A 24405-nucleotide genomic window follows, 5' to 3' on the forward strand; every position below is an offset into this window, starting at 1 on the left:
CTGTCATCCTGGCATGCCGGGTCGGAAGCCGCCGACGGCTTGTGGATCACGCGCGAATCCGCCTCGCGACCGCATCCGGTGAGCGTCGCGACCGCATGGGGTGAGCGTGGCGACCGCATCCGGGTCAGCGTCGCGACCGCATCCGGGGTCAGCGTCGCGAGAGGCGACGGGCGAGCAGAACGCCGACCGTGCCCAGCACCGCGGCGACGAGCATGGCGGATGCCGACACCGCCGTCGTGTGCGCGGGACTCGTCGCACCGCCGCTCACGGCGCCGAGCCAGGGCCCGGTGGCGATGCCGATGTTGAAGAAGACGACCACGCCGGCGCTCGCGAGCGGCCGGGTGCGCTCGGTCGACGTGCGCATCAGGATCGCGTTCAGGAGCGGGAAGACCGCGCCGAACATCAGGCCCCACACGATGAACCCGACGATCACCGCGGGCAGGGAGCCGGCCGCAACCGTGAGCAGGACGAACGCCGCGGTGAACACCACCAGGACGATGCTGAGCGAGCTCCGCGGGAACCGGTCGGCGAGATAGCCGGCGAGCACGACGCCGAGGAGTCCGGCAGCGCCGTAGATGAGGAGGAGTCCGGCCGCCCACTCCGGCTCGATCGACGCGGCGATCGACAGGTAGGGCCGTACGTAGGTGAACGACGCGAACTGGGCCATCGCGATGAGCACGGCAGCGAGGCTGAAGATGAGGATCGCGGGGGTCGACGGATCACGCCAGAACCCGCCGCGGTTCGCCTGCCGCGCGGTCTCCGCCGACGTCGCGCGCGCCGGAAGCGAACGGATGATGACGACCGCGAGCACCGCGGCGACGAGCGAGAGCAGCACGAAGGCGGGCCGCCACCCGACCGCCTGCGCCAGCAGTGTCGCCGCCGGAAGGGTGAGGGCCGTGGCGAGCGTGCCGCCCGCCGTGACGATGGCGAGGCCGCGCCCGAGATGGGTGGGAGAGAGCAGAGAGGTCGCGTAGACGACGACGACCGACCAGAAGACCCCGTGCGCGACCGCCGCGACGACGCGGGTCGCGATCACGAGGCCGTAGTCGGGGGCGAACGAGGTGGCGAGGTTCGCGACCGCGAAGACGGCCAGCGCGATCCCGAGCACGAGTCGCCGGTCACGAGCGGCGAGAAGGCGCGCCAGCGGCAGGCTCGTGACGATCACCGTCAGCGCCCACACCGAGATGAGCGAGCCGATCTGCTCGGGGCTCACCCGAAGGTCGGCGGCCATCTCCGGCAGAAGCCCCGCGGGCAGTGACTCCGCGGTCACCGTCACGAGCACCGCGGCCGACAGCACCAGCAGCGCGCGCAGCGGCATCCGCGGTGTCGTCGACACGGTCGGCACCGAGGCCGTGGAAGAAGTCATGAGTCGAGCGTAAACTTTGACATCAGTGTCAATGTCAACTCGCGAGGCGGTGGCGATGAAAATCGGTCAGGTCGCAGAGCTCACCGGTATCCCGACGCGGATGCTGCGCTACTACGAACAACAGGGGCTGCTCGCATCCGAGCGCAGCCTCAACGGCTACCGCACCTACACCGAGACGGACGTGGAGCGGGCCACGCGCGTGCGCGCGCTCATCCAGTCGGGCCTGTCGACGCGGATGGCGAAGATCGTGCTCGACCTCGAGGATCAGAACGAGCGTGCCGTTCCGCCCGAATGCTCGGTGCCGCTGGCGCAAGAGCTCGCCGCCGAACTCGACGCACTCGACAGCCGGCTCAGCTGCCTCACGCGCAGCCGCGACGCTCTCGCGCGGTACCTGCAGCGCGCAGCGCCCGACGGCGTCGCTACCTCGTGAGTGTCGGGCCGTTCAACACGGCACTCACGGCATGAAGAAAGGCCCCCGCGATGCGAGGGCCTTTCTTCGTTTGGTGGCAGGTGAGGGATTCGAACCCCCGAATGCTGAGCAGTCTGATTTACAGTCAGATCCCTTTGGCCGCTTGGGTAACCTGCCAGGTGCGCACCCGCCCGGCTTATGCAGTCGACCAGAGGCGCGATTGACAATCCTACCTGCAACCCGGCGCGCATCGAAATCCGTTCCGCGCACACCGGGCTGGCGGGCGATCAGCTGCCCGGACGCTCCGGATCCAGGCCCGTGAGAGCCGACGGGAGCCGCAGAAGCGCGCCCTCGAAACGGCACGTTGCGGCGGCGACATCCATGGCTCGCTCGAGGAGCGCCGCCCATTCCGCGGCGGATGCGGGGTGCTCGGCCAGCAGCGTCGCCACCGCCGACGACAGCACCGCATCCCCTGCGCCCATCGTGTCGACGATCGGGCCGGGCGCGGCCGCGATCGGGCGGGTGACGTCGACACCCGCGGCGACCACGCCGGCACCGCCCGCGCCCCGGGTGGTGAGCACCGCGACGGCGCCGTCGGCACGCAGCCGGTCGCGGAGCGCGTCGAGATCGCCGCCGTAGAGCAGGTCGGCGTCGTCCTGGCCGACCTTCACGAGGTCGGAGATTCGGGCGACCGCCTCGAAACCGCGCACGAAGCGGTCGCGGTCGTGCATCATGCCCTCGCGCGGGTTCGGATCGATCGCGACGAGGCCGTCCGCATCCGCGAGGGCCGAGGCGAGCTCGGCCGTCTGCTCCTCGTCGTCGAACGGCATGCAGCTGACCACGGTGATCGCGGCTCCCGCTATCGCGACGCGCTCGGCCTCACCGAACCGCACCCGTCGAGCCTGCGCCGCGTCGTTGAACACGTAGACCGGTTCGCCGCCGGGCCCGCGCGTGCTGGTCGCGCGGGAGCTGCCGAGCGGCGAGATCGTCGCGATCAGCGCCACGCCGTAGTCATCGAGGTACGAGCGAATCTGCGCGCCCGCCTCATCGTCGCCGACCATCGCAATGAGGGTCGCGGGAAATCCGAGCCGGGCGAGGCCGACCGCCACGTTCAACGCGGCGCCGCCGACGAACTCGCGCGAGCCCTCCGCATCCTGGATCTCATCGATGAGTGCGTCGCCGATGACGACGACGGGTCGCACGCTGGCCATGTCTACATCCCCCGTCCGGCGACGCGGTCGATGAATGCCTCCGCGCGGCGCCTGGTGCCGTCGATGCGCCGGTCGACGCTCGCTCGGATCTCGCTCGGCGCCAGCGGAGCCGCCAGGCGCACGTTCTCGTGGCATGAGAGGTCGGCGCACATGTACGTTCCGACACTGTCGCCGTGTCCGCCGGCATCCCCGGCCTTACGCGCGGTGAAGAGCGTCACCTGATCGGCCGGCTGCATCGTGTGGCAGACGTTGCACATCGCCGAACGGGCCGAGCTCGACCCGTCGGCCGCGCGCAGCAGAATCCCCACCGCTTCACCGTCCCGGTCGGCGACGAGGTACGCGCGTCCGCGGCTGCGCGGATCCCGCCACGCGAGAAAGTCGAGGTGGTCCCAATCCGCGAGCACGAAGTCGAGCGGGATCGCCGCAACCCGGCGCTCGTCTGCATCCGCATTCACCAGCGCGGCGCGCAATTCATCCTCGGTCAGTGCCCGCATCCGCACAGTCTATGAACGCGGATGCACGCGGGCGACTCCGGATGCGGAACCCGCCCGCCCGGTAGAATCGCGGCATGGCTGACTCCAGTTTCGACATCGTCTCCAAGATCGACCGCCAGGAGGCGGACAACGCACTGAACCAGGCCCGTAAAGAGGTCGAGCAGCGCTACGACTTCAAGGGCGCGGATGCCTCGATCGAGTGGAGCGGCGAAGCTGTGCTTATCAAGGCGAACAGCGAAGAGCGCGCGAAGGCCGTTCTCGACGTCTTCCAGACCAAGCTCATCAAGCGCGGAATCTCGCTGAAGAGCCTCGAGACGGGCGAGCCGATGCCGAGCGGCAAGGAAGTGCGCATCACCTCGACCCTCAAAGAGGGCATCACGCAGGAGAACGCGAAGAAGCTCGGCAAAATCCTGCGCGACGAGGGCCCGAAGTCGGTCAAGTCGCAGATCCAGGGCGACGAGCTGCGCGTGCAGTCGAAGAGCCGCGACGACCTGCAGGAGGCGCAGCGCCTGCTGAAGGCCGCCGACCTCGACTTCGACGTGCAGTTCACCAACTACCGCTGAGCTACCTTCTAACCTGGGATGTCTTGGTCCCAGTCCGTGGGTTGCCGCCAAGGGAGTGCTCGAAGCCCGCCACCGAGCGATCGCGCCAAACATCCACGACCTGAGACACTCCCACACCTCATGGCTCATCGCCGCCGGCGTGCCCCTTCCCTACCTCCAAGCCCGCCTCGGGCACGAGTCGATCATGACGACCGTCGGGACGTACGGCCATCTTCAGCCGGACGCTCATGTCCAGATGGCTGAAGCCATCAGCCAGACGCTCGCCGGGGCTTACCGGTCTTAAATCAGATGAGCGCCGATGGGGCGATCAGGCGACTTGATCAGGGACGGGGGAGTTCGCCGTTTCGGAACAAGAGGGGGCCGGAGCCATCGAAATGACCTCGACCCCCGCTCGCTTACCGCCTAACTGCGATCACGATCGCAGCGAGGACGACGAAGTAGATCACCGCAATGCTCTCCATCGTCACCACCTCCCGTCTCCGCTCGCCCCTTTTGGAGTCGCGCGGGTGGCGAGGTTCCGGGGCATGGCGGGACGGGTTCACAGGTGGCACGTCCGGTCATAACGTAGTGGACAGATGCAAGCAACGCATTAGATCAGGTGCGCCTCTCGGGCTCGCCCGTGTGGCTGGCGACATCGCTGACGCCCGGAACGCGCGTCGCTAAACGTGACGCGAACGAGGCCGATAGGGCGGCACGTGCAGGCCTCGGCCTCGCCCCGATAGCGGGGGACTCCAAGAAACCGTTATCGATTGTCTCGACTGCGGATTGTGCCGGCTCGCGCACTGCTTCCGATTCGGACTCGTCCAGCGCCACGTTCATCACCGTCTTGACCCGGCGATACATCGCCTCATACATACCGATCGCTTCAGCAGCAGTCTCATGAGAGCGCTGCTCGGAAAGGTTCGGGTCCCGGGACCCGGAGCTACCGATGCCGCGCTCAAACCGGCGCCCGGCGTCCAAGGGTAGGGAGAGCAGGTTCCGCTCAGCCTCGCCTCAGCGAGACGTGTGCTGTCGTGGGTACGGTCCTGGACCGCTATCAGGTTGAGAAGCGGATGTCTGTAGGCCAAAGAGCGGACGCTTTGAGCCACAGTCGACTCATAGCATCGTGAATGTGACCCCCTCAAAGACGCACGACCTCTCGCGCCGAACACTCCTCGCGGCCATTGGCGTCGGCGTCGGCGTCGCCGTAGTCGGCTTCGAGGGCGTCGCACCTGCAGTCGCGGCCGGCGAGCCCGTCTGGGGGCACCCCGTGCTGTACCGAGGCGTCGTAAGCACGATCTTCAACCCCGGCCAGAGCGTCACCAAGAACGAGCGATCCCACGACGGTATCGATTTCAACAACGCGTTCCGCGGCAGCAAAGGCGGGGAAACGATCTACGCCATCGCGGACGGCCGAGTTTCGTTTTCTGGTGTCTCCGGAGGCTACGGTTACCTCGTCAGAGTCGAGCACAGCGGCGGCTGGTCATCCTGGTATGGCCACACACCGAACGGCGCGACTGTTTCGGTAGGAACGCAGGTAACCCGCGGAACCGCTATCTCGATTATCGGCAACACCGGCCGCTCCTTCGGGCCTCACCTTCACCTCGAGATCCACAGCCCAAACGGGCGTGTGGATCCCGCCGTCCGCGTCATGGGGGCGCCGCTTCCCGGACAGCCCGTTCCGCCACCTAGTCAGGAGTCCGACATGTACGATACCGCCGCCCAGCAAGCTCTGTTCCGCAAGATCGAGAACGACACTCGGCCGATCAGGCTCTACACGTGGGGCACGGGCGTCATTGCCGTCGGTCCTGGCGGGAAAGAGTGGATCGTCCCGTCACAGGCGTACATCGACCTGCTCGTCTTCCTGCGCCTGTGTGGCCCGGAGTCTGTCCCCATCACGACTGAACAGAAAAACTTCCTCACGATGATCTCAGGGCTCCTGAACCCGGACCCTGACGTCAACGCCCAGGCCGGCGGAGTCCTCGATCTCGCGCCCGCCGAAGCGGAACGACTCGCACGAGGCCTGCCCGCGAGCGCTTGAGGTTCAGTGGCGGCCCGCAGCGCGCGCTCAACAGCCGCACGCTCAGGCCCCGGCGCTAAGTGGCACGCATCCGCTGCTGGTGAACGGGATTCACCCGCAGATGAAGACTGAAGTGGAGATCCAGTGCGGCGTACCTGACGACACACGTCGAGCACCGCATCACTAAGAGAAGAAGTATGCCGCCGATCGGTATCCCAAAAGTGGCGACGGCTGAGGCGGGTCGAAGCGCCCGCATCTCATCGCGCACATCGAGCGTGCGAGCCTCGACGGCCTTGTCGCACTCAGCGCGAACCGAGAAACCGTTGCACTGCATCAGGCTCGGACTTGTCCGGTGCCACGTTCGTCACCGTCTTGATCCGGCGATACGTCGCCTCGCCCATACCGATCGCCTCGGCGGCAATGTCACGGGTCATGGTGCCCCAGTTGCTCGAAGGTGTGGTCCCGGGACCGCTCCTTCCGCCCTGGCCATCCGTTCCCTTGCCGAGGGCCGTTCCATTTCTTCGATGGCCATGCCGAGGGCGGCGGACTCGGACGGGAGCATCGGCTTCCGCTGAGCGTTCTCGGCAGAGTCGTTGTCCGCCGGAAGGGTGCTTTCGACAACTCGCGCGAGGGCCTGGTCCCGTTGCTTGAAAACTGAGGGAGACCGGTGCTGTCCGGTCCGGTGGATATACGACGCCACGTCCGACCAGGCCCACGGCCGCGCGCTCGATACGTTCGAGTTGGGACGTCAAGCGCGACGCGGCGTGACCTATCAGCCGGAATACGGAGCGCCCTGACGTTGTTCCGTTAGCATCGTTGAAATTCGCAAGTCACTTGGGCAGGGAGGGGCACCCGCATGGACAACGTGACTGTTCTGGACGTCGCGGGATACGTCAAGCGTGCTGCGAACGTGGATCATTGGGACTCGATGAAGCTGCAGAAGCTTGTGTACTACGTCCAGGCATGGCACCTGGCGTGGACCGGTCGGCCGGCGTTTGAGGGCCCATTTGAGGCGTGGCCGAACGGGCCGGTCAACCGCGAGGTTTATCGCGTCAATCGCTACGTGCACGCGTTCCCTGAGAACGACCTGCCTGACGAACTCCGGGAGATCGTGGATTCCGTGGTCGAGCACTATGGTTCGCGCGATTATCGCGAGCTCGTCGAGCTCACCCATCTTGACGAGCCATGGCTCGAAGCACGAGAAGGGCTCGAGCCGAACGACGAGTCGCAGACACAGCTGCGCCCGGGAACGATGCTCGACTTCTACGTCTCGAAGGCGATTCAGGGGTTCGACGTGCCCCAGCGTGTGGCGCATGTCCACGGCGCCGACAAAGCGAGCGTCAGCGCGGCGGGCGCCCTAGTCAAGGAGCAGTGGAGGGAGGGCCTTGCCCTCCTCGCGTCGCGTTGACGGCTTTCCTTTCAGCAGCCGACGTCGTCGATCTGCATGACTCGGTGAGTTCCGCACCGGTGATCGGTCTGGAGAAGCTTGAGGGCGCCGTCGGGCGCCCTCAAGCTTCTTGGGGAGGCGTGTTCTTGCATGCCTCGATCTACAAACAGGCGAGTGTCCTGATGCACGCGATCTGCCAGGCGCATGCGTTCGAAGACGGGAACAAGCGCGCCGCCTGGATTGCGTCCATTACATTCCTTCGCGTAAATGGTGTCGAAACGATCCAGATTCCCGCTCAGCAGATGGCGGACTACATGGAGGAGGTTGCGATACATGTGCACTCTGAAGAGGACACTGCATTCTGGCTCGCGGCTCTAGACCCGAGGAACGCCCGCGACATATAACCCCGGATGTCGCGTTGGCACGTGCACGTCGAGGCGAAACCGCGGGGCGCCTGGATCGCTGGCCCTCCGAGTGCCTTAGGACGGGTTCTCTAGAATCCTCGCGACGTTGCCAGCGAAATACAGGCGACCGTAGGAGCTCCCCGTCACTTCTCGCACTATGCCCATCTGCTCAAGTTCAGCTACGCGTCGGGCAGCGGTATTTATTGAGACGCCGATAGCGGTATGCATCTCGTTGATCGAGAAGACCGGATGGCCAATAAGGAAGTCGCCTACTTCGACCCCGATACGCCGGTTGCCTGATTCGACCGCCTGCGCGACCACGGCATCCCGGTACTCGAACAGCCGGTTGACGGTCGCCACCGCGATCTCAGCGCGCTCCTTTACCGCAGTGCAAAACACCCGCACCCACGTGTCGAAGTCGCCCGTGAGGCTGACGTCGCGCAACGCGTCGATGTACTCCTTCTTCTTCGGTTCGAACCATGCAGACAGGTTCAACACAGGGTACGCAAGCTCGTTCGCTGCGATGAGCTGCAGAGTGATGATGAGGCGCCCGAGACGCCCATTCCCATCCGAGAACGGGTGGAGGGTCTCAAATTGATAGTGAGCCATGGCCACACGAGCCAGTAAGGGTATCGATACGTCGTCGCTGTTGACCCAGCGCTCCCAGTCTGAGAATCCGCCTTCGAGAACTCGCCCGTTCGGGGCAGGAACGAATCGAGCTTCTTCCACTGGCGCGTTCTCTTCCCCCACAAAGACCTGGCGCTGTCGAATCGACCCCGCATCGTACCCGTCTCCACGGGTGCCCTTAACTAGTACTGCATGCAGCGGCTCGATGAGCCTTCTACTCAAAGGCAACTCGCCGATCATGGCCAGTGCTTGATAGGCGGCAGCAATGTAGTTGCGGACCTCCCTCAACTCACCCGAGATAGGCCCGTCGATGTACTCCGCGGTGAGGATTTCATCAAGAGTCGCATAGGTCCCTTCGATTGCCGAGGTGGCCTTCGCCTCGGTGGCTAGCGCCGGACGGACCAGCAGTCCCGGATTGGGGAGGAACTGTACGCGAGCATTGAGGTGCCCGAGAGCTCGGTCCGCCTCTGACATGATCACGAGCGTCGAAGGGGTGAGATCCACAGTCGAGGGCAGCGGGTGGGGCACATACGCGTGGTACGCGTATGACCGGTTAAAGCGGGCGTCATGCCCGTTGATCGGCACCAGGTCACCGATTGGAGACGCTCCGAACGCGGTCAGATCCATGAATGTCAGTGTAGGCCTCAGACTGACAATCTGTGGATAACTATGTCAAGTCGGGACGAGGTCAATCACCAACTGTCCACAACGCTCTTCTATGGACAAACCGGGCCGAAGATTGTCAATCTGGTCGGAGCGTCGCTCGTCGCTCAAGCGTCCCGTCGGTGGTCACCTTCACCTGCTCCAAGAGACCGGCGACTGCAGCAGGCTGATCGTCGCGAAGCGCCGAGTAGGCTCCGCGCCCGCATCATTCATCGAGCGCCCGCGGCCGAACGATGGAGGCAACACGCAGCCATCCTCTTCCGATTGATCGGTACCGTCGGCCTGTGTCACTCAGTCCGCATAAGTATCACTCACAGGCGAGGAGAAGCAACACCCCACAAGCACAGATCCACGTAATCACGCGGATCTCAACTGTCCCCGCCAAAGCTCATACACGCGGCTGCGATTCACCAACTACCGCTGAGTCTCAGCCGCTCACACCGCCGCGCTCATCGCCGCGACCTCCGCCCGAACGCGCGGATGCGCGAGGATGCGGAAATGCCCACCCGTGTCGAGCTGTACATTCTTCGCTCCGGCGAGCGCGCTCCCGCCCGGGATGTGCGGGTCGAACCGCCCGTAGACCGAGGCGATCCGTGCGTTGACGGCCGTCTCCTGTCCGAGGAGCAGGATCGTCTCATCACGCGGCGAGAAGATGCGGAGCGAGCGCGACACCGCGAGATACCGGGCGTACACGGAGCCGCCGAACGGCGCCGCGACGGCCACCATCCCCCGGATGCGACCGGATGCGGCGCCGAACGCCATGACGTGCTTGCCGATCAGCCCGCCCTTGCTGTGCCCCACCAGCACGACGTCGCGCAGGTCGTTCACGGTGAGGTAGTCGATGACCTGCCCGGCCGCGTCGGGAACGGGCTGCACGTTCGAGCGGAGCGGATCCAGCACGTGCACAGGGTGCCCGCGGTCGTGCAGCGCGACGATCATCGGTTGCAGGAATCGCCAGGTCTCGTAGACGCCCGGGATGACGACGATCGGGATCCCCGGGCCGTCTCGGTAGACCGCGGGGTCGGTCCGATCCACGAGCGCACGTGCCTGCCACGCGAGCGCGTACGCGTAGTCGCGCACCCACCACACGAGATTCCGCATCACGGCGCGAGGCTCCCCGCATCCGTCTTCTGAACGAACACCCGGATGGCGGACGCCACCGCACGCGGCGCCGAATACTGCGCGTGGTGCGGGCGGCGCGGGATCTCCACGAGCCACGCGTCACGCGCACGCGCACGCGCGCGAACCTCACGGCTCCACCGCCGGCCCGCGACCGGATCCCAGCCGCCGCGGATGACGAGCAGCGGCATCCGGAGCAACGCTGCTCGCTCCTCGATCGGGTACGCGAGCATGTGCCGGAGCTGCACGGTGAACCAGCGGATGCCGCACCGTGCGTAGTCGGCGACGACGAGGGCGTTCGCGCCGAGGCGCTCGCGGGTGCCGTCGATGGCCAGCGCGACACCCTGGGCGAGGACGCTCCGGTGCCGCGCGTCGGCGGCCGGCCCGATCACGACGATGCGCGAGACGAGGTCGGGTCTCTGGACGCCGAGCTCGGTCACCCACTGCGCCCCCATCGACTGACCGACCGCGATCACCCGAGTGACACCGAGCCCATCGATCACGCGCCCGAGCGCCGCTGCCATCGTGGCGATGTCGAGGTCGCCGTTCGGGCGGGGGACGCCGCCGAATCCCGGCAGGTCGATCGAGTGCACCGTCGCGCCCTCGGCGAGCGCGCCGTGCAGTCGAGCGAGCGAGCGGTGCGACATCCCGATTCCGTGCACCAGCACGTAGACGGGGTCGCCCGGCGCGCCACTCGACGTGAAGACGCGGAACTCGCGCCCCTGGGGATCGATCACGTGCGCGGGGTGCATCCTCCGATCATGCGCCTCGCCGCGGCGCACCCGGCGGGCATGCGTCCGATGCGGCATCCGTGCTAGAAGGCCGGGCACGCGGGCGCGGGCGCGTCGCTACCGGGGCAGCCCGGCGGCCCAGTCCGCGACCACCCGGTACGCGCTCGCCCGAGGTTCCGGCGCCGACAGGAACACGTCGTGGATGGCCCCGTCGATGCGGGCGACGGTCACGAGCGGCCCGATCCGGAGCGCGGCCCGCGCGATCTCATCGTCCACGAGCACCGAGTCGCTGGAGGTCATCTCCGGCAGCCACCGCACCGGCGGAGTCGACCGCGCCGAGAGCACCACGAGCGCCGGAGCGCCGACATCGACACCGTCCGCGATGGTGGCGTGCCCGACGAGAATGGCGTGGAACCAGCCCGGATGCGTCGGAAAACCCTGTGAGGGCCGCCACTCCGACTGATACTCCGGCGTCGGGATGACACCCAACTCCGTCTGCGCTCGCGTGTAGAACCCGAGGTCGACGACCGGATGCTGCCCTCGCGGCTGGTAGCGCGCACGCGCCGCCACGAGCGGAGCGATCGCCTGCCGGGCGAGTGCGCCGACCTGCAGCTCGAGCCAGGGACTGTTCAGGATCAGTGCGGCGACACGCCCGTGATTCCGCGCCGCCCAGAGCGTCAGCGTGAGCCCGCCGGTCGAGTGCCCGAGCAGCATGACGCGCCGCCGCATCCGTCCGCGCTGCCCCATCGCCTCGAGCGCGAGCTCGATGTCTTCGTCGTACTCGTCGAGCGAATCCGCGTAGCCCGGGATCTGCCCGGGCCGCAGGCTCCGCCCGTACCGGTGCAGATCGAGCGCGTAGAAGCGGGCACCGAGTCGATTCCAGAACTGCGCGAGTTCCTTCTGGAAGAAGTAGTCCGACCATCCGTGCACGTACAGGATGTCGACGTCGCGCAGCGGAGCGGTCCAGGAAGCGAGCGGATGCGGCAGGCTCCGCACCAGCGTCGCGACGAGCTGGCCGTGCTCACCCGGGAGCGCGAGCGGCAGCGTCAGCTGCTCGAACCCCGCCCCGAGCAGGTCGGGGCCCCACCCGTCACGCATGCCGTCAGCCTAGCGGCGCCTCCTCCGCCGGCGCCGAGCCGCCCCCTTACGCCCGACCAACCCCGGTAAGACGCGCAGAAAGGAGGGTGGATCGCAGAGAAGGGGGTGGGTCGGCGACCGAGCGGGTCACTCGCCTCGCGACACGTTCACCATCTCCGCGCGGTCGACGACCTTGATGCGGGCGCGAGCGTGCGGCTCACCGAGAGCGACCTCGTGCTCATCGAGACGGTGCCAGCCCTCGAGGTCGGTCCAGCGCACGCCGCGTTCGGCCAGGAGCGCGGGAATCGACTCTTCCGACGGGTCCTCCGGCTGCCACCACGAACCCTGCCCGTTGATGACGTGCCGCACGGTCTCCATCGCGTCGGACTTCGTGTGGCCGATGAGCCCGACCGGACCGCGCTTGATCCAGCCGGTCGCGAAGACGCCCGGCACGATCTCGTTCGAATCCGGATGCAGCGCCTGCCCCTCCTGGTTCGGGATCACGCCGTGCCGCTCGTCGAACGGCACCCCCGGCAGGGGCGAACCGAAGTAGCCCACCGCGCGGTACAGCTGCTGGATCGGCAGCTCGCGGAGCTCGCCGGTACCCGTCACACCACCCTCGCCATCGGGACGGGTGCGCTCGTAGACCAGCGCAGAAACCCGACCGTCGGCATCCTTCTTCACCTCGACGGGCTTCGCCCAGAAGTGCAGGTGCAGACGCCGAGAGGCCTCGCCGCCGGCGTTGTTGACACTCGGGCGCTTCCGCCACGACTGCAGCACGCGGTCGATGACCATGATCTGCTTGTTGCTGGCGATGGCGTTCTTGGTCGCCTCGTCGTAGTCGAAGTCCTCGTCGTAGACGACCATGTCGACGTCGCGCAGTTCGCCGAGCTCGCGGAGTTCGAGCGGCGTGAACTTCACCTGGGCGGGTCCGCGCCGGCCGAACACGTGGACGTCCGTGATCTCGGATGCGGCGAGCCCGGCGTGCACGTTCTCGGGGATCTCGGTGGGGAGCAGGTCTTCGGCGTGCTTGACCAGCATCCGGGACACATCGAGGGCGACGTTGCCGACACCCACCACGGCGACGGACTGCGCGTCGAGCGGCCATGCGCGCGGCACATCGGGGTGACCGTCGAACCAGCTGACGAAGTCGGCGGCGCCGAATGAGGAGTGCGCGTCGATGCCGGGAATGTCGAGGTCGGCATCCCGGATCGCGCCCGTCGAGAAGATCACCGCGTTGTAGTGCTTCTTGAGGTCGTCGAGCGTGATGTCCTGCCCGAAGCGCACGTTGCCGAACAGCCGGATGTCGCCACGGTCGAGCACATCGCGAAGGGCCGTGATGATGCCCTTGATGCGCGGATGGTCGGGGGCGACGCCGTAACGGACGAGTCCGTAGGGTGCGGGCAGCTGCTCGAAGAGGTCGATCGAGACGTCGAACGCCCGCTCCGCCTTCAGCAGCAGGTCTGCGGCGTAGATCCCCGCGGGACCTGCACCGACGATCGCCAGCCTCAGCTTGCTCATGGGTGTCCTTTCGAAGGGAGGGCGCGGGTCGTCGCCGACCGGCCTCGTCGCGGGGGCGGGATCAGCTGCTGCGGTCGGCGACCGCGTCGGCGAAGCGGGTGAGCGCCTCGCGCACGGGCCCGCGCGGCAGGGGCGCGAGTGCCTCGACGGCCTCGGCCGACCAGCGGTGCGCCAGGCGGAGGGTCTCCGCGGTCGCGTCGTGCTCGCGCAGTTCGGCGAGCGGGCCGTCGAGAATCGCCGCGTCAGCGCCGTCGGCGATCAGCGCGACACCCTCGTCGATGCGGGAGACGAGTTCGGCGGATGCCGCATCCGTCCGCGTGGCGAGCAGCAAGTACGGCATGGTCGGCACGCCCGCGCGGAGATCGGTGCCGGGCACCTTGCCGGTCACCGCCGGATCAGCGGAGAGATCGATGACGTCATCGAGCAGCTGGAACGAGACGCCGACCTTTTCACCGAAGACGAGCACGGGCTCGCGGTACTCGGCGGGGGCGTTGGAGAACAGCACTCCCGCCTGGGCAGCGGCGGCGATGAGCGACCCGGTCTTGTCGGAGAGCACCTGCAGGTAGTGGTCGACGGCGTCGACGCCTTCGGTCGGCCCCACCGTCTCGTGCATCTGGCCGAGCACGAGCCGTTCGAACGTGTCGGCCTGCAGCCGGATGGCGCGTTCGCCGAGTCGGGCCATGATCTGGCTCGCGCGGGCGAAGAGCAGATCGCCGGTCAGGATGGCGATGCTGTTACCCCAGACGGAATGCGCCGCCGGAACACCGCGGCGCTTGTCGGCACCGTCCATGACGTCGTCGTGGTATAGCGAACCGAGGTGCGTGAGTTCGAGGGCCGCCGCGCCGTCGATGACCTCGTCGGTGACGCCGTCGCCGAGCTGAGCGGTCAGCAGGGTCAGCATCGGGCGCACCCGCTTGCCACCCGCCTCGTACAGGTAGCGGCTTGCCGCATCCGCGACGCGATCGGTCACGCGCAGCTCTTCGCCGATGTGGATCTCGACCCGGTCGAGGCCCTCCTCGACCGCCTTCAGCAGTCGCCGGGAGGCGGGACCGGCGAACACACGCTCGGTCAGGCCGAGACGGCTCGCGAAGTGCGCACCAGGCGCGGCGGGGCTGCGGGTCACTCCCTCAGCCTACCCGGGGTGGGCGTGCCCGGTTCCGTGCGTGCCCCGTGGATCAGGACCGACCGGCGGATGCGGGCGCTGCTCAGAGGGCGTCGGCGCGCGGGAAGGGCGCCCGGGCACGGTGCAGGGCGACGATGCCGAACGTGAGGTCGCGGTAGGCGACGTCGGCCCACCCGGCTTCACGCAGCCACACGGCGAGCGTCTTCTGGTCGGGCCAGTCCTTGATCGACTCGTTCAGGTAGTCGTACGCCTCGGCGTTCGAACTCACGCCCTTCGCAACGACCGGCAGGATGCGGTCGTTGTAGAAGCGGTACAGGCCGGCGAAGAGCGGATGCTGCGGGTGCGAGAACTCGCAGATGACGAGCCGTCCGCCGGGCTTGGTGACCCGGCGCATCTCGGCGAGCGCCGCGCGCGGGTCGTTGACGTTGCGGAGGCCGAACGAGATCGTCACGGTGTCGAACTCCGCATCCGCGAACGGGAGAGCCGTGGCGTCGGCTTCGACGAACGACAGTCCGGGTACGTCGCCGTGGCGGCGGGCTCCCTCGGCGATCATGCCGGGTGAGAAGTCGGCGGCGACGACCTCGGCGCCGCTCCGCGCGAGAGCGACGGAACTCGCGCCGGTGCCGGCGGCGAGGTCGAGAATGCGCTGGCCGCGACGCGGGGCGACCGCGCGGGTCGTGGCGATGCGCCAGAGCCGGTCGTTGCCGAGACTCAGCACCGTATTCGTGCGGTCGTAGTTCTGCGCGACCTGGTCGAACATGCCGCTGACGCGCTGCGGGTCTTTGCCGAGATCGGCGCGGTTGTGCTCTTCGCTCACCCGCCCAGCCTAAGCGCTCCCCCGCGCGCAGGCCTCGGTCGCACGCTCGGGCCCGGCGCAGGTTCCCGCGATGGCTACTGTTTCCTGTTGTGGCGGCAGAACGTTCTGGCGCCGTAACAGGAAACAGGCGCCATCGCGGTCGATGCGAGGCACGCGGGCCGAGGTGCGGGGGCCGCGCGCTAGTTTTCTGCTCGCGCGCTTCAGATCTGTGGCGCGCGAGCAGAAAAGTGGCGCGCCAAGCACGGCGGGCGAGTGAGACGCGGACGCGGATGCGGACGCGGCGCGGGCGCGGCGCGAGCACGACGCGAGCACGACGCGCGGGCACGACGCGCGGGCACGACGCGCGGCAGCGCGGTCAGCGCGTGGGGCGGAGCGTGGACAGGCGCGCGAACCAACGATCGGCCGTGGCGTCGTCGAACGGGGGTTCGTGGGCGCCGACGCGCCGCTCGAGATCGAGCGCGAGCGGCTCGAGATGCGCGATGACCTCCGCCGGATACCCGTAGTGCGCGAGATGGTCTTCCCACTCATCACGGTCGTCGATGTACAGCCCGCGATCGTCCAGCGCGCGCACGACGTCGAGATCCATGTCGATGCCTTCGATCACGTCCGCATCCGTCGTCGACCAGCGCACGTCCCAGGCCAGATCGATGTAGATCCGGATGCGGGCGGGCGCTGCATTCACGGTGCACGCGTAGGTGCCGGCGGCGGGCACGAGAGTGACGTTCGGGCTCTCAGCGACGACGTCGCGGCCCGGCCGGGCCGAGCGCCATCCGGCCTGCTGCCCGATCCAGTCGCCCCACTCGTCGCGCCCGAGGTAGACGCTCTCGTGCACCCAGTGCGGGGCGCCGTCCCATTTGCGCCACCGGAAGGTCACCGGGGTACCGGGCGCGGGACGGTCGGATGCTGGCGGGGCCACGGTCACGCGACGAGTCTAGGCTTGGACGGTGACCCGATCCGCCCTCCCTCGACTGCGGGTGGAGACCCGTGAGATCGACCACGTCGAGGACCCCCTGGCCTTCACCGACGCCACGCATCCGCTCGTCTGGCAGCGGCGCGGCGACGGCATGGTCGGGTACGGCGCCGCGGTCGCGCGAGTGACGGGCGATGCGGGGACGGCGATCGAGGACCGCTGGCGCGAACTCGCCGCCGCGGCCGACATCGACGACCCGATCGGCGTTCCCGGGACGGGGCTCGTCGGTTTCGGCGCGCTCGCGTTCGCCGCCGCATCCGCCCGCTCGAGCGCCATCGTCGTGCCACAGCTCATCGTCGGACGCCGTCACGGCCGGTCGTGGCTGACGACCGTCCGCACCGACGGCGCGATCTCGGCGATGCCGCGCGCGACAGAGTACGGCCCGCACTGGTCGGCCACGCTCGGTCCGGGCGCGCAGTCGCCGGAGGGGTACATGGCATCCGTTCGCGCGGGCCTCGCCGCCATCGCCGCCGGAGACGTGAGCAAAGTCGTGCTCGCCCGCGACCTGGCCGGAACGGTGCCCGCCGGCTCCGACCTCCGCCGCCTCGTGCGAGCGCTCGCTTCCGGATACCCCGACACCTGGGCGTTCGCGGTCGACGGGTTGATCGGCGCGAGCCCGGAAACGCTCGTCACGGTCGAGCACGGCGTCGTGACCGCACGGGTGCTCGCCGGCACCGCCGCTCGGGGTGCGGATCCGGATGCGGACACCGCCGCATCCCTCGCCCTCGCCACGAGCCCGAAGGATCAGGACGAGCACCAGTTCGCGGTGCGCAGCGTGCTCGAGTCTCTCCGCCCGCACACGAGTGCGCTGCGCGCGAGCGAACAGCCGTTCACGCTGAAGCTGCCGAACGTCTGGCATCTCGCGACCGACGTGGAGGGCCGGCTGGCGGATGCGGCATCCGCCCTCGACCTCGTGGCTGCCCTGCATCCGACCGCGGCGGTCGCCGGCACCCCGACGGCCGCCGCACTCGAGGCCATCGGCCGCCTCGAGCCGTTCGATCGCGGGCGGTACGCCGGTCCGGTCGGCTGGATCGACGCGAACGGATCGGGCGAGTGGGCCATTGCGCTGCGCTGCGCGCAGTTCGATCCCGGCGACCCGGGCGCCCCGATCCCGCTGACCGCCTACGCGGGTGCCGGGATCGTCGCCGGCAGCGACCCAGAGTCGGAGCTGCTCGAGACCCGGGTGAAGTTCCGCCCGATCGTCGACGCGCTCGCCTGACCCCGCCCGCCGAGCCACCCCCTTCGCGCCGAGCCGTCCCTTTCTGCACGTGCCGCACAGGGGTGGTTCGCGCACAGAGGGGTGGGTCGGCGAGCGGGCGACCCCGCGCCGGGGTCAGCGCGGGAGCGGGACCTCGATGATCTGGCGGCCACCGGCGGGCGAGGTCAGGGCCTGGTCGAGGGCGGCGCGGGTCGTGACGCGCTGATACTCCCAGCCGTACGCCTGCGCGAGATGTTCGAAGCGCGCGGACTGCGGGGTGTAGAGCACCCGGTCCATCGCATCGGCGTCGGCGACCGCCGCGACCTCGAGGCCGTCGAAGATCGTGCCGCCGCCGTCGTTGCCGACGATCACCTGGATGCGCGGCTCCTGCTCCGCGCCGGGGAAGAGCAACGCCCCGACATCGTGCAGCAGCGTCAGGTCGCCGAGCAGCACGCGGGTGACTCCCGGACGACCGTCGCGCTGGCTGGCGAGCGCAATGCCGAGCCCCGTCGCGACCGTGCCGTCGATACCGGCGAGCCCGCGGTTCGCGTGCACGGGCACCTTCTTGCCGCCGAGCAGGCGATCGGCGACCCGCACGAGCCGCGACGACCCGAACATGAGCCGATCGTGCGGCCAGGTCGCCCGCCAGACGGCATCGGCGAGCGCCGCGCGATCGAGCGGCGCTCGGATCACGCCGAGTTCGGCCGAGATCGCTCCGAGACGCTCGCTCGGATTCGTCGAGGCGAGGGCATCGGCATCCGGTGCCGGCGGGGTCAGATCGACGGATGCGGCGCGCGACGCCCGCATCCACTCCCCCAGCCATTCGCGGTCGCCGGCGCCCGGGGCCACCGCGATCTCATCGACCGGGGTCGTCGTGCCGTTCAGGTTGAGCGGTTCACCGGGGCCGCGGAGCGCCACCACCTCGATGTCATCGCGCGCGAGCACGGCGGTGACCTCGCGGCTGAGCGTCGGGTGGCCGAGCACGACGGCACGCTCGATGCGACCGCCGAGGTGCGGATCGGCGAGCAGATCGCGGTATCCGTGCACGATGTTGCGACCGAACCGCGCGCCGCTGACGATCTCAGCGACGAGCGGCCATCCGCCCTCGTGCGCGATGCGCTCCGCGTCGGGGCCGGCATCCGCGCCGGCGATGACGATCGTGCGAAGCCCGCGGTGCAGGATCTCGGGGGCGTCCGCGACGTCGGCGGGTCCGTCGGACTCGCCGATCCCGCCGCCGCCCTGGTACAGCGCACCGGATGCGGCGACCTCCTCGGTCGGCGCCCCCGTCTCGGCGGGTTCGGACTCGCCGCCCACGGCGGTCGCCGCCCACGGCGGAAGCACCCCGGCGAGCGGCTCGCGGAACGGCAGGTTGAGGTGCACGGGGCCCGCGGAGCGCAGCCCTGAGCCGAGCGCCGCATCGAGCGCATCGTCGGCGAGCTGACGCACCATCGCCGTCTGGGCGCCCGTGCCGTCGGGATCGATCTCGTCCGGCACCGGGGCATCGGCCTCGAACCGCGTCGCGGCGGTGAACAGGCCGGGCTGGCGGGTGGTCTGATTCGCGCCGACGCCGCGGAGCTCCGGCGGGCGGTCGGCGGTGAGCAGCAGCATCGGCACACCCGAGTGATGCGCCTCGAGCGCGGCGGGCAGCAGGTTCGCGACCGCGGTGCCCGACGTGCACACCACGACCGCCGGCATCCGCGACTCCCGCCCGATGCCGAGCGCAGTGAACCCCGCGACCCGCTCATCGATCCGCACGTGGACGCGCACGAGACCGGCGCGTTCGAACTCGGCGGCGACGAGCGCGAGGGCCTGCGAGCGCGACCCCGGGCTGAGCACGATCTCGGTGAGACCGCGCTCCACCAGACGCCCGAGCAGGGCAGCCGCCGCATCCGTCGCCGGTGCGCGACCGGCGGTGTCTTGCGCGCTCACGTCAGCTGGCGCGGGTGTCGTCGTCGTCGCCCGGACGATGCGGCGCCGGCGGCCCGGGTTCTGCGTCGTCGCCTTCGGCGTCGAGCTGGGCGAGTTCTTCTTCGAGCCGACGGATGCGTTCGTCCTGATCGCTGATCGAACCGATCGTGCGGAGGAACTGCGGATCGTCATCGGGTGCGCGGCGCACGACGGGAGCGCTGCGCCGGCCACGGCCGACGAGGAGCCAGAGGATGCCGCCCACCACGGGGAGCAGGATCACGATGACGATCCAGGCACCCTTGCTGACGCCTCGGTGCCGCGTCGACGGCTGCAACGCGCAATCGACGGCGGTGTACACCCAGAAGACGACGGCCACGAGCGCCAGAATGAGCAGGAGCCTCGCCATGAGGCCAGTCTAGGCTGCGCGCCACGACCCCGGGTGGCAGCACCCGCGCGTACAGGCCTCTCACGGGCGCGACCCCGGGCGGGGCGCGCGGCGCCCGCACGTAGGATGAGGGGGTGAAGGCCCGTCCCGCGATCGTCTACTCGATCTTGCGAATTCTCGCGTTCCTGGTGCCCTTCGGCATCCTGATGCTGTTCCCCGTGTTCCAGGATCTGTACTGGCTGGCGGCCATCTTCGCCGCCCTCATCGGCCTCAGCCTGTCGCTGCTCCTGCTTCGCCGTCCCCTCGCGGATGCCACGGCCGGCCTCGGGCAACCGCGCGCGCCCCGCCGCGTCGCCGGCGCAGAAGACGCGGAGGCCGAAGACGCCGTCGCCGACGATGCCGCAGGCACCACGCCCACCGCGCCCGACGCCGCTGGCACCACGCCCGCCGACGCTGGCGCCGCGCCCGACGCCACGCGCTGAGCGAGAACCGGTCAGCCGGTGAACGCCCAGAAGAGCAGTGCGCCGTAGGCCACCGAGGCGAACGACGTCAGGCTCAGCGCGACGACGAGTTCGCGCGGCTTGCCGAAGGTCCAGACGATCAGGATCGCGGGCAGCGCGAGCAGGAGCGCCATGAGCGTCAGCCACGCGATGGGGTAGAAGACCGCGAGCCAGACGCCGATTCCGAACGGCACGAGCACGAACACCGTGAAGAGCACCTGGGTGCCGCGCGTGCCGATCAGGACGCTCAGGGTGCGCTTGCCCGCGATGCGGTCCTGGTCGATGTCGCGCAGATTGTTGGCGAGGAGGACGGCGCAGGCGAACAGCCCCGCCGCCACCGCACCGAACCAGGCCTCCTGCGGAACGATCTGCACCTGGATGAACGTCGTGCCGACCGTCGCGACCAGGCCGAAGAAGACGAAGACGAAAACCTCGCCGAGCGCGTTATAGCCGTACGGCCGTTTGCCGCCGGTGTAGAACCAGGCGGCGACGATGCAGACGGCCCCGATCGCGATCAGGAACCACTGCTGCGTGCGGATGGTCATCGCGAGCCCCGCGACGCCGGCGAGCGCGAAGAAGGCGAGCGAGACGAGAAGCACGGTGCGCGGGCGCGCCTTGCCGGCGCCGGTCAGGCGCGCGGGTCCGACGCGCACGTCGTCGGTGCCGCGCACCCCGTCGCTGTAGTCGTTCGCGTAGTTGACGCCGATCTGCAGCAGCACCGCGACCGCGAGGCAGCCGAGCGCGAGCAGCCAGTGGAACTCGTTGTCGGCGAGCCGGGCAGCGCCCGTACCGATCAGCACGGGCGTGATCGCGAGCGGGAGGGTCCGAAGACGTGCCGCGCCGATCCAGTCGCGGGCCGTCGCCTTCACCGGGGTGCGCGGGTCTCGAGAGACGTGCGCCTTCTGCGGATTGCCGCGCGGATGCGGACGCTTCGTGCCGGATCGGGACTTCTTACGCGGGGTGCCTGCCACGGGGAGCAATCCTAGGCCCGTCGGGGATGACGCCCCGCCACGACCCCGACGCGCACCCTCCCCGCGGGTCCTCGCCGCGCCTCGATTCCGCGTCGGCTCACCCGGCCGCGAGATGCCGCAGCGCCACCCGATCGGGCTTCCCGCTCGACAGCGTCGGCAGGGCGTCCACTCGCCGCACGCGCGACGGACGCGCGGGGGCACCGAGCTCGGCGCCGACCGCATCCCGAACCGCGCGCAGAAGTGCACCGTCATCACCGTCATCGTCATCGTCGTCACCGGCGAACACGACGACGGATGCCTCGCCCCACTCGTCGTCGGGCACCCCGACGACGACAGCCTCCGCGAGTCCCGGAAGGCCGCGCACGATCCGCTCCACGCGGTCGAGCGAGACATTCACGCCGCCCGAGACGATGACATTGTCGAGGCGGCCGTGCACGCGCAGGCGGCCGCTCGAGATCTCCGCCGCGTCGCCCGTGCGGTACCAGCGGAGGCCGTCGTCGTCGCGGGCGAAGGCGGCATCGGTGCGCTCGGGGTCGCCGAGGTACCCGTCCGCGAGGGTCGGGCCCGCGAGCTGCAGCTCACCGGATTCGATCCGCATCCGGACGCCGTCGAGCGGCACCCCGTCGTACACGCAGCCGCCCGCGGTCTCGCTCGCGCCGTAGGTGCGCACAACCCGGGCGCCGAGCGCTGCGGCCCGCGCGTGCACGGGTTCGGGCAGCGCCTGGCCGCCGATCAGAATCGCCTCGAACGAGCGCAACGCGTCGCGGACGTCCGCGCCGCCCGCCTGTTCCGCGGCCTCGACCAGCCGGATCAGCTGCGTGGGAACGAGCGAGGTGTAGGTGGGGATGCGGTCGCCACCCCGACTCGACGCCATCAGCCGCGTGGCCGCGGTGAACGCCGAAGGACTGAAACGCCCCTCGAGCACGGCGGGTTCGCGGCCCGCCATGAGCGAGCGCACCAGCACCTGGAGTCCGGCGACGTAGGCGGCGGGGAGGGCGAGCAGCCACGCCCCCTCGCCGATGCGGTCCCGCGTTGCGAAGGCGCTGGCCGTGAGGGCGCTCCGACTGAGCAGCACGCTCTTCGGGTATCCGGTCGACCCGGACGTCGTGACGACCGCCGCGGTGCCCGCGGGAACCTGGACGGGATCGGCCGCGCCGAGCAGCACGGCGGGGCCGGCCCCCTCGACCGCCCGGCGCACCGCCCGCAGCACATCGCGGGCGCCCGCACCATCCGGCGGAACCGCCGTCAGTAATGCCACGGGTAGGGCGACCAGTCCGGCTCGCGCTTCTCCAGGAACGCGTCGCGCCCCTCGACCGCTTCATCCGTGCCGTACGCGAGGCGCGTGGCCTCCCCCGCGAACACCTGCTGGCCGACCAGACCGTCGTCGACGGCGTTGAAGGCGAACTTCAGCATCCGGATGGCGGTCGGCGACTTGCCGAGGATCGTCCGCGCCATGGCGATCGCCTCGCGCTCGAGGTCGGCGTGTGGCACGACGCGGTTGACGGCGCCCATCTCGTACGCGCGCTGGGCGGAGTACTCCTCCGCGAGGAAGAACACCTCCCGCGCGACCTTCTGGCCCACCTGGCGGGCCATGTACGCCGAGCCGTAGCCGGCGTCGAACGAGCCGACGTCCGCATCCGTCTGCTTGAACCGGCCGTGCTCGGCCGAGGCGATCGACAGGTCGGCGACGATGTGCAGCGAGTGTCCGCCGCCCGCGGCCCACCCCGGGATCACCGCGATCACGACCTTCGGCATGAACCGGATGAGGCGCTGCACCTCGAGGATGTGCAGGCGCCCGGCGCGTGCGGGATTCTGCACCGAGGTCTCTTCGTCGGAGTACTTGTACCCGTCGCGGCCCCGGATCCGCTGGTCGCCGCCGGAGCAGAACGCCCAGCCGCCGTCCTTCGGACTCGGACCGTTGCCGGTCAGCAGCACCACGCCGATCCGCGGGTTCTGACGTGCATCGTCGAGGGCGCGGTACAGCTCGTCGACTGTATGGGGCCGGAACGCGTTACGCACCTCGGGTCGGTCGAACGCGATCCGGGCGATGCGCCCGTCCCGGGAGATGTGCGACGTGATGTCGGTGAAGGCTTCCGCACCGGGCGCGACCTCCCAGACGCTCTCGTCGAACAGCTCGGATACGCTCACGCGCGCCCGCCGTTCTTCGCATCGCGCCAGGCGAGCCAGGTGCGGACGATCTCGACGTCGTAGTCGGGGCCGTTGACACCGAGCGTGAACAGGCGCGTGCCGGCGTCGAACAGCGCGTCGGCCGACGCCGCGTCGCGGTCCTTCAGCTCGTTCGAGACGATCAGCCCGGAGACATCGCGCTCTTCGGTCTCGGCCCAGCGCTCGATCACGCCGACCTTGTGGGCGATCTCCTGCGGGTCGACGAAGCTGTGCCAGATGTCGGCGTGCCGCGCGACGAGGCGGAGGGTCTTCTGCTCGCCCTTGCCGCCGATCAGGATCGGGATGTGGCGGGTGGGGGCAGGGTTCAGCGTCGACCAGCGTGCCGTGACCCGGCCGAGGCCATCGCCCAGGTCGTTCAGGCGGGAGCCGGCCGTGCCGAACTCGTAGCCGTACTCGTCGTAGTCGCGCTCGAACCACCCGGAGCCGGTGCCGAAAATGAACCGGCCCTCGCCGCCCTTCGCGCTGATGTGGTCGATCGTGCGGGCCATGTCGGCCTGCAGATCGGGGTTGCGGTAGCTGTTGCAGTTCACCAGCGCGCCGAACTCGACCCGCTCGGTCTGCTCGGCCCACGCGGCGAGCATCGTCCAGGACTCGAAGTGCGCGCCGTCCGGGTCGCCGTAGAGCGGGAAGAAGTGGTCCCAGTTGAAGAGGATGTCCACACCCATGTCCTCGAAGCGCAGGGCGGCATCGCGGATGTCGGTGTAGGTCGCGTGCTGGGGCTGGATCTGCACGCCGAGGCGTACCGGAGTGTCGAGAAGAGGCATGTCCACAAGCC

At 69.2% G+C, this 24405-nt stretch carries 26 protein-coding genes and 1 tRNA gene; 8 read left to right on the forward strand and 19 right to left on the reverse strand.

The window, feature by feature from the left end:
* Positions 1 to 148: 148 nt before the first annotated feature.
* Entirely contained in the window at positions 149 to 1366 is a 1218-nt protein-coding gene (locus LMI96_RS12360) for an MFS transporter (protein WP_228361697.1), read from the reverse strand.
* A 55-nt stretch (positions 1367 to 1421) separates the two neighbouring features.
* Here LMI96_RS12360 and LMI96_RS12365 point away from each other — a divergent pair, with 55 nt between their 5' ends.
* On the forward strand, positions 1422 to 1796 hold the full coding sequence (locus tag LMI96_RS12365; protein ID WP_223722704.1) for a MerR family transcriptional regulator: 375 nt from the start codon (positions 1422 to 1424) through the stop codon (positions 1794 to 1796).
* A 71-nt stretch (positions 1797 to 1867) separates the two neighbouring features.
* Here LMI96_RS12365 and LMI96_RS12370 read toward each other — a convergent pair.
* The 3 genes from LMI96_RS12370 to LMI96_RS12380 all read right to left on the reverse strand — a co-directional run bounded on the left by LMI96_RS12370 (position 1868) and on the right by LMI96_RS12380 (position 3480).
* A tRNA-Tyr gene (locus LMI96_RS12370) sits at positions 1868 to 1952 on the reverse strand.
* Positions 1953 to 2062: 110 nt separating this feature from the next.
* Positions 2063 to 2986, reverse strand: a complete 924-nt coding sequence (locus LMI96_RS12375; RefSeq protein ID WP_228361698.1) for a PfkB family carbohydrate kinase — start codon at positions 2984 to 2986, stop codon at positions 2063 to 2065.
* Positions 2987 to 2988: 2 nt separating this feature from the next.
* Positions 2989 to 3480, reverse strand: coding sequence for an FBP domain-containing protein (locus LMI96_RS12380; RefSeq protein ID WP_223722702.1), 492 nt, complete (start codon positions 3478 to 3480; stop codon positions 2989 to 2991).
* Between the two features lie 74 nt (positions 3481 to 3554).
* On the opposite strand from LMI96_RS12380, the gene LMI96_RS12385 reads away from it, so the two are divergent.
* The 3 genes from LMI96_RS12385 to LMI96_RS12390 all read left to right on the forward strand — a co-directional run bounded on the left by LMI96_RS12385 (position 3555) and on the right by LMI96_RS12390 (position 6063).
* Complete coding sequence (locus tag LMI96_RS12385; protein ID WP_223722701.1) at positions 3555 to 4043, forward strand: YajQ family cyclic di-GMP-binding protein; 489 nt, start codon at positions 3555 to 3557, stop codon at positions 4041 to 4043.
* A 55-nt stretch (positions 4044 to 4098) separates the two neighbouring features.
* Positions 4099 to 4326 (forward strand): tyrosine-type recombinase/integrase, encoded by a 228-nt coding sequence (locus LMI96_RS16435; RefSeq protein WP_374197926.1) that lies wholly within the window; start codon positions 4099 to 4101, stop codon positions 4324 to 4326.
* Positions 4327 to 5154: 828 nt separating this feature from the next.
* Entirely contained in the window at positions 5155 to 6063 is a 909-nt protein-coding gene (locus tag LMI96_RS12390) for a M23 family metallopeptidase (protein ID WP_228361699.1), read from the forward strand.
* Between the two features lie 281 nt (positions 6064 to 6344).
* Here LMI96_RS12390 and LMI96_RS16200 read toward each other — a convergent pair whose 3' ends face one another.
* Entirely contained in the window at positions 6345 to 6476 is a 132-nt protein-coding gene (locus LMI96_RS16200) for a hypothetical protein (protein WP_267059814.1), read from the reverse strand.
* Between the two features lie 422 nt (positions 6477 to 6898).
* Between LMI96_RS16200 and LMI96_RS12395 the strand changes: the two genes are divergently transcribed.
* Both LMI96_RS12395 and LMI96_RS12400 read left to right on the forward strand, forming a co-directional pair.
* The gene (locus LMI96_RS12395) at positions 6899 to 7450 is read left to right on the forward strand and encodes a Panacea domain-containing protein (protein WP_228361700.1); all 552 of its coding nucleotides are present in this window, start codon (positions 6899 to 6901) and stop codon (positions 7448 to 7450) included.
* A gap of 44 nt (positions 7451 to 7494) precedes the next feature.
* Positions 7495 to 7833 carry a type II toxin-antitoxin system death-on-curing family toxin gene (locus LMI96_RS12400; protein WP_228361701.1) on the forward strand — a complete coding sequence of 113 codons (339 nt, stop codon included), beginning with the start codon at positions 7495 to 7497 and terminating at the stop codon, positions 7831 to 7833.
* A gap of 75 nt (positions 7834 to 7908) precedes the next feature.
* On the opposite strand, the gene LMI96_RS12405 is transcribed toward LMI96_RS12400, so the two are convergent.
* The 8 genes from LMI96_RS12405 to LMI96_RS12440 form a co-directional block, all read right to left on the reverse strand.
* Positions 7909 to 9087, reverse strand: a complete 1179-nt coding sequence (locus LMI96_RS12405; protein WP_228361702.1) for a Fic family protein — start codon at positions 9085 to 9087, stop codon at positions 7909 to 7911.
* Between the two features lie 471 nt (positions 9088 to 9558).
* Positions 9559 to 10224, reverse strand: a complete 666-nt coding sequence (locus tag LMI96_RS12410) for a triacylglycerol lipase (protein WP_228362018.1) — start codon at positions 10222 to 10224, stop codon at positions 9559 to 9561.
* Positions 10224 to 10994, reverse strand: a complete 771-nt coding sequence (locus LMI96_RS12415; RefSeq protein WP_228361703.1) for an alpha/beta fold hydrolase — start codon at positions 10992 to 10994, stop codon at positions 10224 to 10226. The genes LMI96_RS12410 and LMI96_RS12415 overlap by 1 nt, the downstream gene beginning before the upstream one ends.
* A 96-nt stretch (positions 10995 to 11090) precedes the next feature.
* On the reverse strand, positions 11091 to 12071 hold the full coding sequence (locus tag LMI96_RS12420; protein WP_228361704.1) for an alpha/beta hydrolase: 981 nt from the start codon (positions 12069 to 12071) through the stop codon (positions 11091 to 11093).
* 126 nt (positions 12072 to 12197) lie between these two features.
* Positions 12198 to 13571, reverse strand: a complete 1374-nt coding sequence (locus LMI96_RS12425) for an FAD-dependent oxidoreductase (protein WP_228361705.1) — start codon at positions 13569 to 13571, stop codon at positions 12198 to 12200.
* Positions 13572 to 13632: 61 nt separating this feature from the next.
* Entirely contained in the window at positions 13633 to 14694 is a 1062-nt protein-coding gene (locus LMI96_RS12430) for a polyprenyl synthetase family protein (protein WP_223722695.1), read from the reverse strand.
* An 82-nt stretch (positions 14695 to 14776) separates the two neighbouring features.
* Positions 14777 to 15511, reverse strand: coding sequence for a demethylmenaquinone methyltransferase (locus LMI96_RS12435; RefSeq protein WP_223722694.1), 735 nt, complete (start codon positions 15509 to 15511; stop codon positions 14777 to 14779).
* Positions 15512 to 15866: 355 nt separating this feature from the next.
* The gene (locus LMI96_RS12440) at positions 15867 to 16433 is read right to left on the reverse strand and encodes a DUF402 domain-containing protein (protein WP_228361706.1); all 567 of its coding nucleotides are present in this window, start codon (positions 16431 to 16433) and stop codon (positions 15867 to 15869) included.
* Positions 16434 to 16455: 22 nt separating this feature from the next.
* On the opposite strand from LMI96_RS12440, the gene LMI96_RS12445 reads away from it, so the two are divergent.
* Positions 16456 to 17700, forward strand: a complete 1245-nt coding sequence (locus LMI96_RS12445) for an isochorismate synthase MenF (protein WP_228361707.1) — start codon at positions 16456 to 16458, stop codon at positions 17698 to 17700.
* Between the two features lie 114 nt (positions 17701 to 17814).
* Here the strand turns inward: LMI96_RS12445 and menD are convergent, their stop codons facing one another.
* Both menD and LMI96_RS12455 read right to left on the reverse strand, forming a co-directional pair.
* Positions 17815 to 19608, reverse strand: coding sequence for a 2-succinyl-5-enolpyruvyl-6-hydroxy-3-cyclohexene-1-carboxylic-acid synthase (gene menD / locus LMI96_RS12450; RefSeq protein WP_228361708.1), 1794 nt, complete (start codon positions 19606 to 19608; stop codon positions 17815 to 17817).
* 1 nt (position 19609) lies between these two features.
* Positions 19610 to 19993, reverse strand: coding sequence for a PLD nuclease N-terminal domain-containing protein (locus LMI96_RS12455; RefSeq protein ID WP_228361709.1), 384 nt, complete (start codon positions 19991 to 19993; stop codon positions 19610 to 19612).
* A 113-nt stretch (positions 19994 to 20106) separates the two neighbouring features.
* Here LMI96_RS12455 and LMI96_RS12460 point away from each other — a divergent pair, with 113 nt between their 5' ends.
* Positions 20107 to 20454, forward strand: coding sequence for a DUF4229 domain-containing protein (locus LMI96_RS12460; protein WP_223722689.1), 348 nt, complete (start codon positions 20107 to 20109; stop codon positions 20452 to 20454).
* A gap of 11 nt (positions 20455 to 20465) precedes the next feature.
* Here the strand turns inward: LMI96_RS12460 and LMI96_RS12465 are convergent, their stop codons facing one another.
* From LMI96_RS12465 to LMI96_RS12480, 4 genes are all read right to left on the reverse strand, one after another.
* Positions 20466 to 21443 carry a 1,4-dihydroxy-2-naphthoate polyprenyltransferase gene (locus tag LMI96_RS12465; RefSeq protein WP_228361710.1) on the reverse strand — a complete coding sequence of 326 codons (978 nt, stop codon included), beginning with the start codon at positions 21441 to 21443 and terminating at the stop codon, positions 20466 to 20468.
* A 97-nt stretch (positions 21444 to 21540) separates the two neighbouring features.
* Positions 21541 to 22692 (reverse strand): AMP-binding protein, encoded by a 1152-nt coding sequence (locus LMI96_RS12470; RefSeq protein ID WP_228362019.1) that lies wholly within the window; start codon positions 22690 to 22692, stop codon positions 21541 to 21543.
* Positions 22689 to 23591, reverse strand: coding sequence for a 1,4-dihydroxy-2-naphthoyl-CoA synthase (locus tag LMI96_RS12475; protein WP_223722687.1), 903 nt, complete (start codon positions 23589 to 23591; stop codon positions 22689 to 22691). The genes LMI96_RS12470 and LMI96_RS12475 overlap by 4 nt, the downstream gene beginning before the upstream one ends.
* On the reverse strand, positions 23588 to 24394 hold the full coding sequence (locus LMI96_RS12480) for an LLM class F420-dependent oxidoreductase (RefSeq protein WP_223722686.1): 807 nt from the start codon (positions 24392 to 24394) through the stop codon (positions 23588 to 23590). Before LMI96_RS12480 ends, LMI96_RS12475 begins: the two co-directional genes overlap by 4 nt.
* Between the last annotated feature and the right edge of the window lie 11 nt (positions 24395 to 24405).

The organism is Microbacterium sp. cx-59, from assembly GCF_020805625.1.
GTDB lineage: Bacteria > Actinomycetota > Actinomycetes > Actinomycetales > Microbacteriaceae > Microbacterium.

What these genes read in the sequence shown, in the direction of transcription:
- LMI96_RS12385 (WP_223722701.1), top strand. Translation starts at nt 3,555, where the DNA reads ATGGCTGACTCCAGTTTCGACATCGTCTCCAAGATCGACCGCCAGGAG.
- LMI96_RS12410 (WP_228362018.1), bottom strand. Translation starts at nt 10,224, where the DNA reads ATGCGGAATCTCGTGTGGTGGGTGCGCGACTACGCGTACGCGCTCGCG.
- LMI96_RS12405 (WP_228361702.1), bottom strand. Translation starts at nt 9,087, where the DNA reads ATGGATCTGACCGCGTTCGGAGCGTCTCCAATCGGTGACCTGGTGCCG.
- LMI96_RS12425 (WP_228361705.1), bottom strand. Translation starts at nt 13,571, where the DNA reads ATGAGCAAGCTGAGGCTGGCGATCGTCGGTGCAGGTCCCGCGGGGATC.
- LMI96_RS12365 (WP_223722704.1), top strand. Translation starts at nt 1,422, where the DNA reads ATGAAAATCGGTCAGGTCGCAGAGCTCACCGGTATCCCGACGCGGATG.
- LMI96_RS16200 (WP_267059814.1), bottom strand. Translation starts at nt 6,476, where the DNA reads ATGACCCGTGACATTGCCGCCGAGGCGATCGGTATGGGCGAGGCGACG.
- LMI96_RS12480 (WP_223722686.1), bottom strand. Translation starts at nt 24,394, where the DNA reads ATGCCTCTTCTCGACACTCCGGTACGCCTCGGCGTGCAGATCCAGCCC.
- LMI96_RS12455 (WP_228361709.1), bottom strand. Translation starts at nt 19,993, where the DNA reads ATGGCGAGGCTCCTGCTCATTCTGGCGCTCGTGGCCGTCGTCTTCTGG.
- LMI96_RS12395 (WP_228361700.1), top strand. Translation starts at nt 6,899, where the DNA reads ATGGACAACGTGACTGTTCTGGACGTCGCGGGATACGTCAAGCGTGCT.
- LMI96_RS12380 (WP_223722702.1), bottom strand. Translation starts at nt 3,480, where the DNA reads ATGCGGGCACTGACCGAGGATGAATTGCGCGCCGCGCTGGTGAATGCG.
- LMI96_RS12375 (WP_228361698.1), bottom strand. Translation starts at nt 2,986, where the DNA reads ATGGCCAGCGTGCGACCCGTCGTCGTCATCGGCGACGCACTCATCGAT.
- LMI96_RS12420 (WP_228361704.1), bottom strand. Translation starts at nt 12,071, where the DNA reads ATGCGTGACGGGTGGGGCCCCGACCTGCTCGGGGCGGGGTTCGAGCAG.
- LMI96_RS12415 (WP_228361703.1), bottom strand. Translation starts at nt 10,994, where the DNA reads ATGCACCCCGCGCACGTGATCGATCCCCAGGGGCGCGAGTTCCGCGTC.
- LMI96_RS12360 (WP_228361697.1), bottom strand. Translation starts at nt 1,366, where the DNA reads ATGACTTCTTCCACGGCCTCGGTGCCGACCGTGTCGACGACACCGCGG.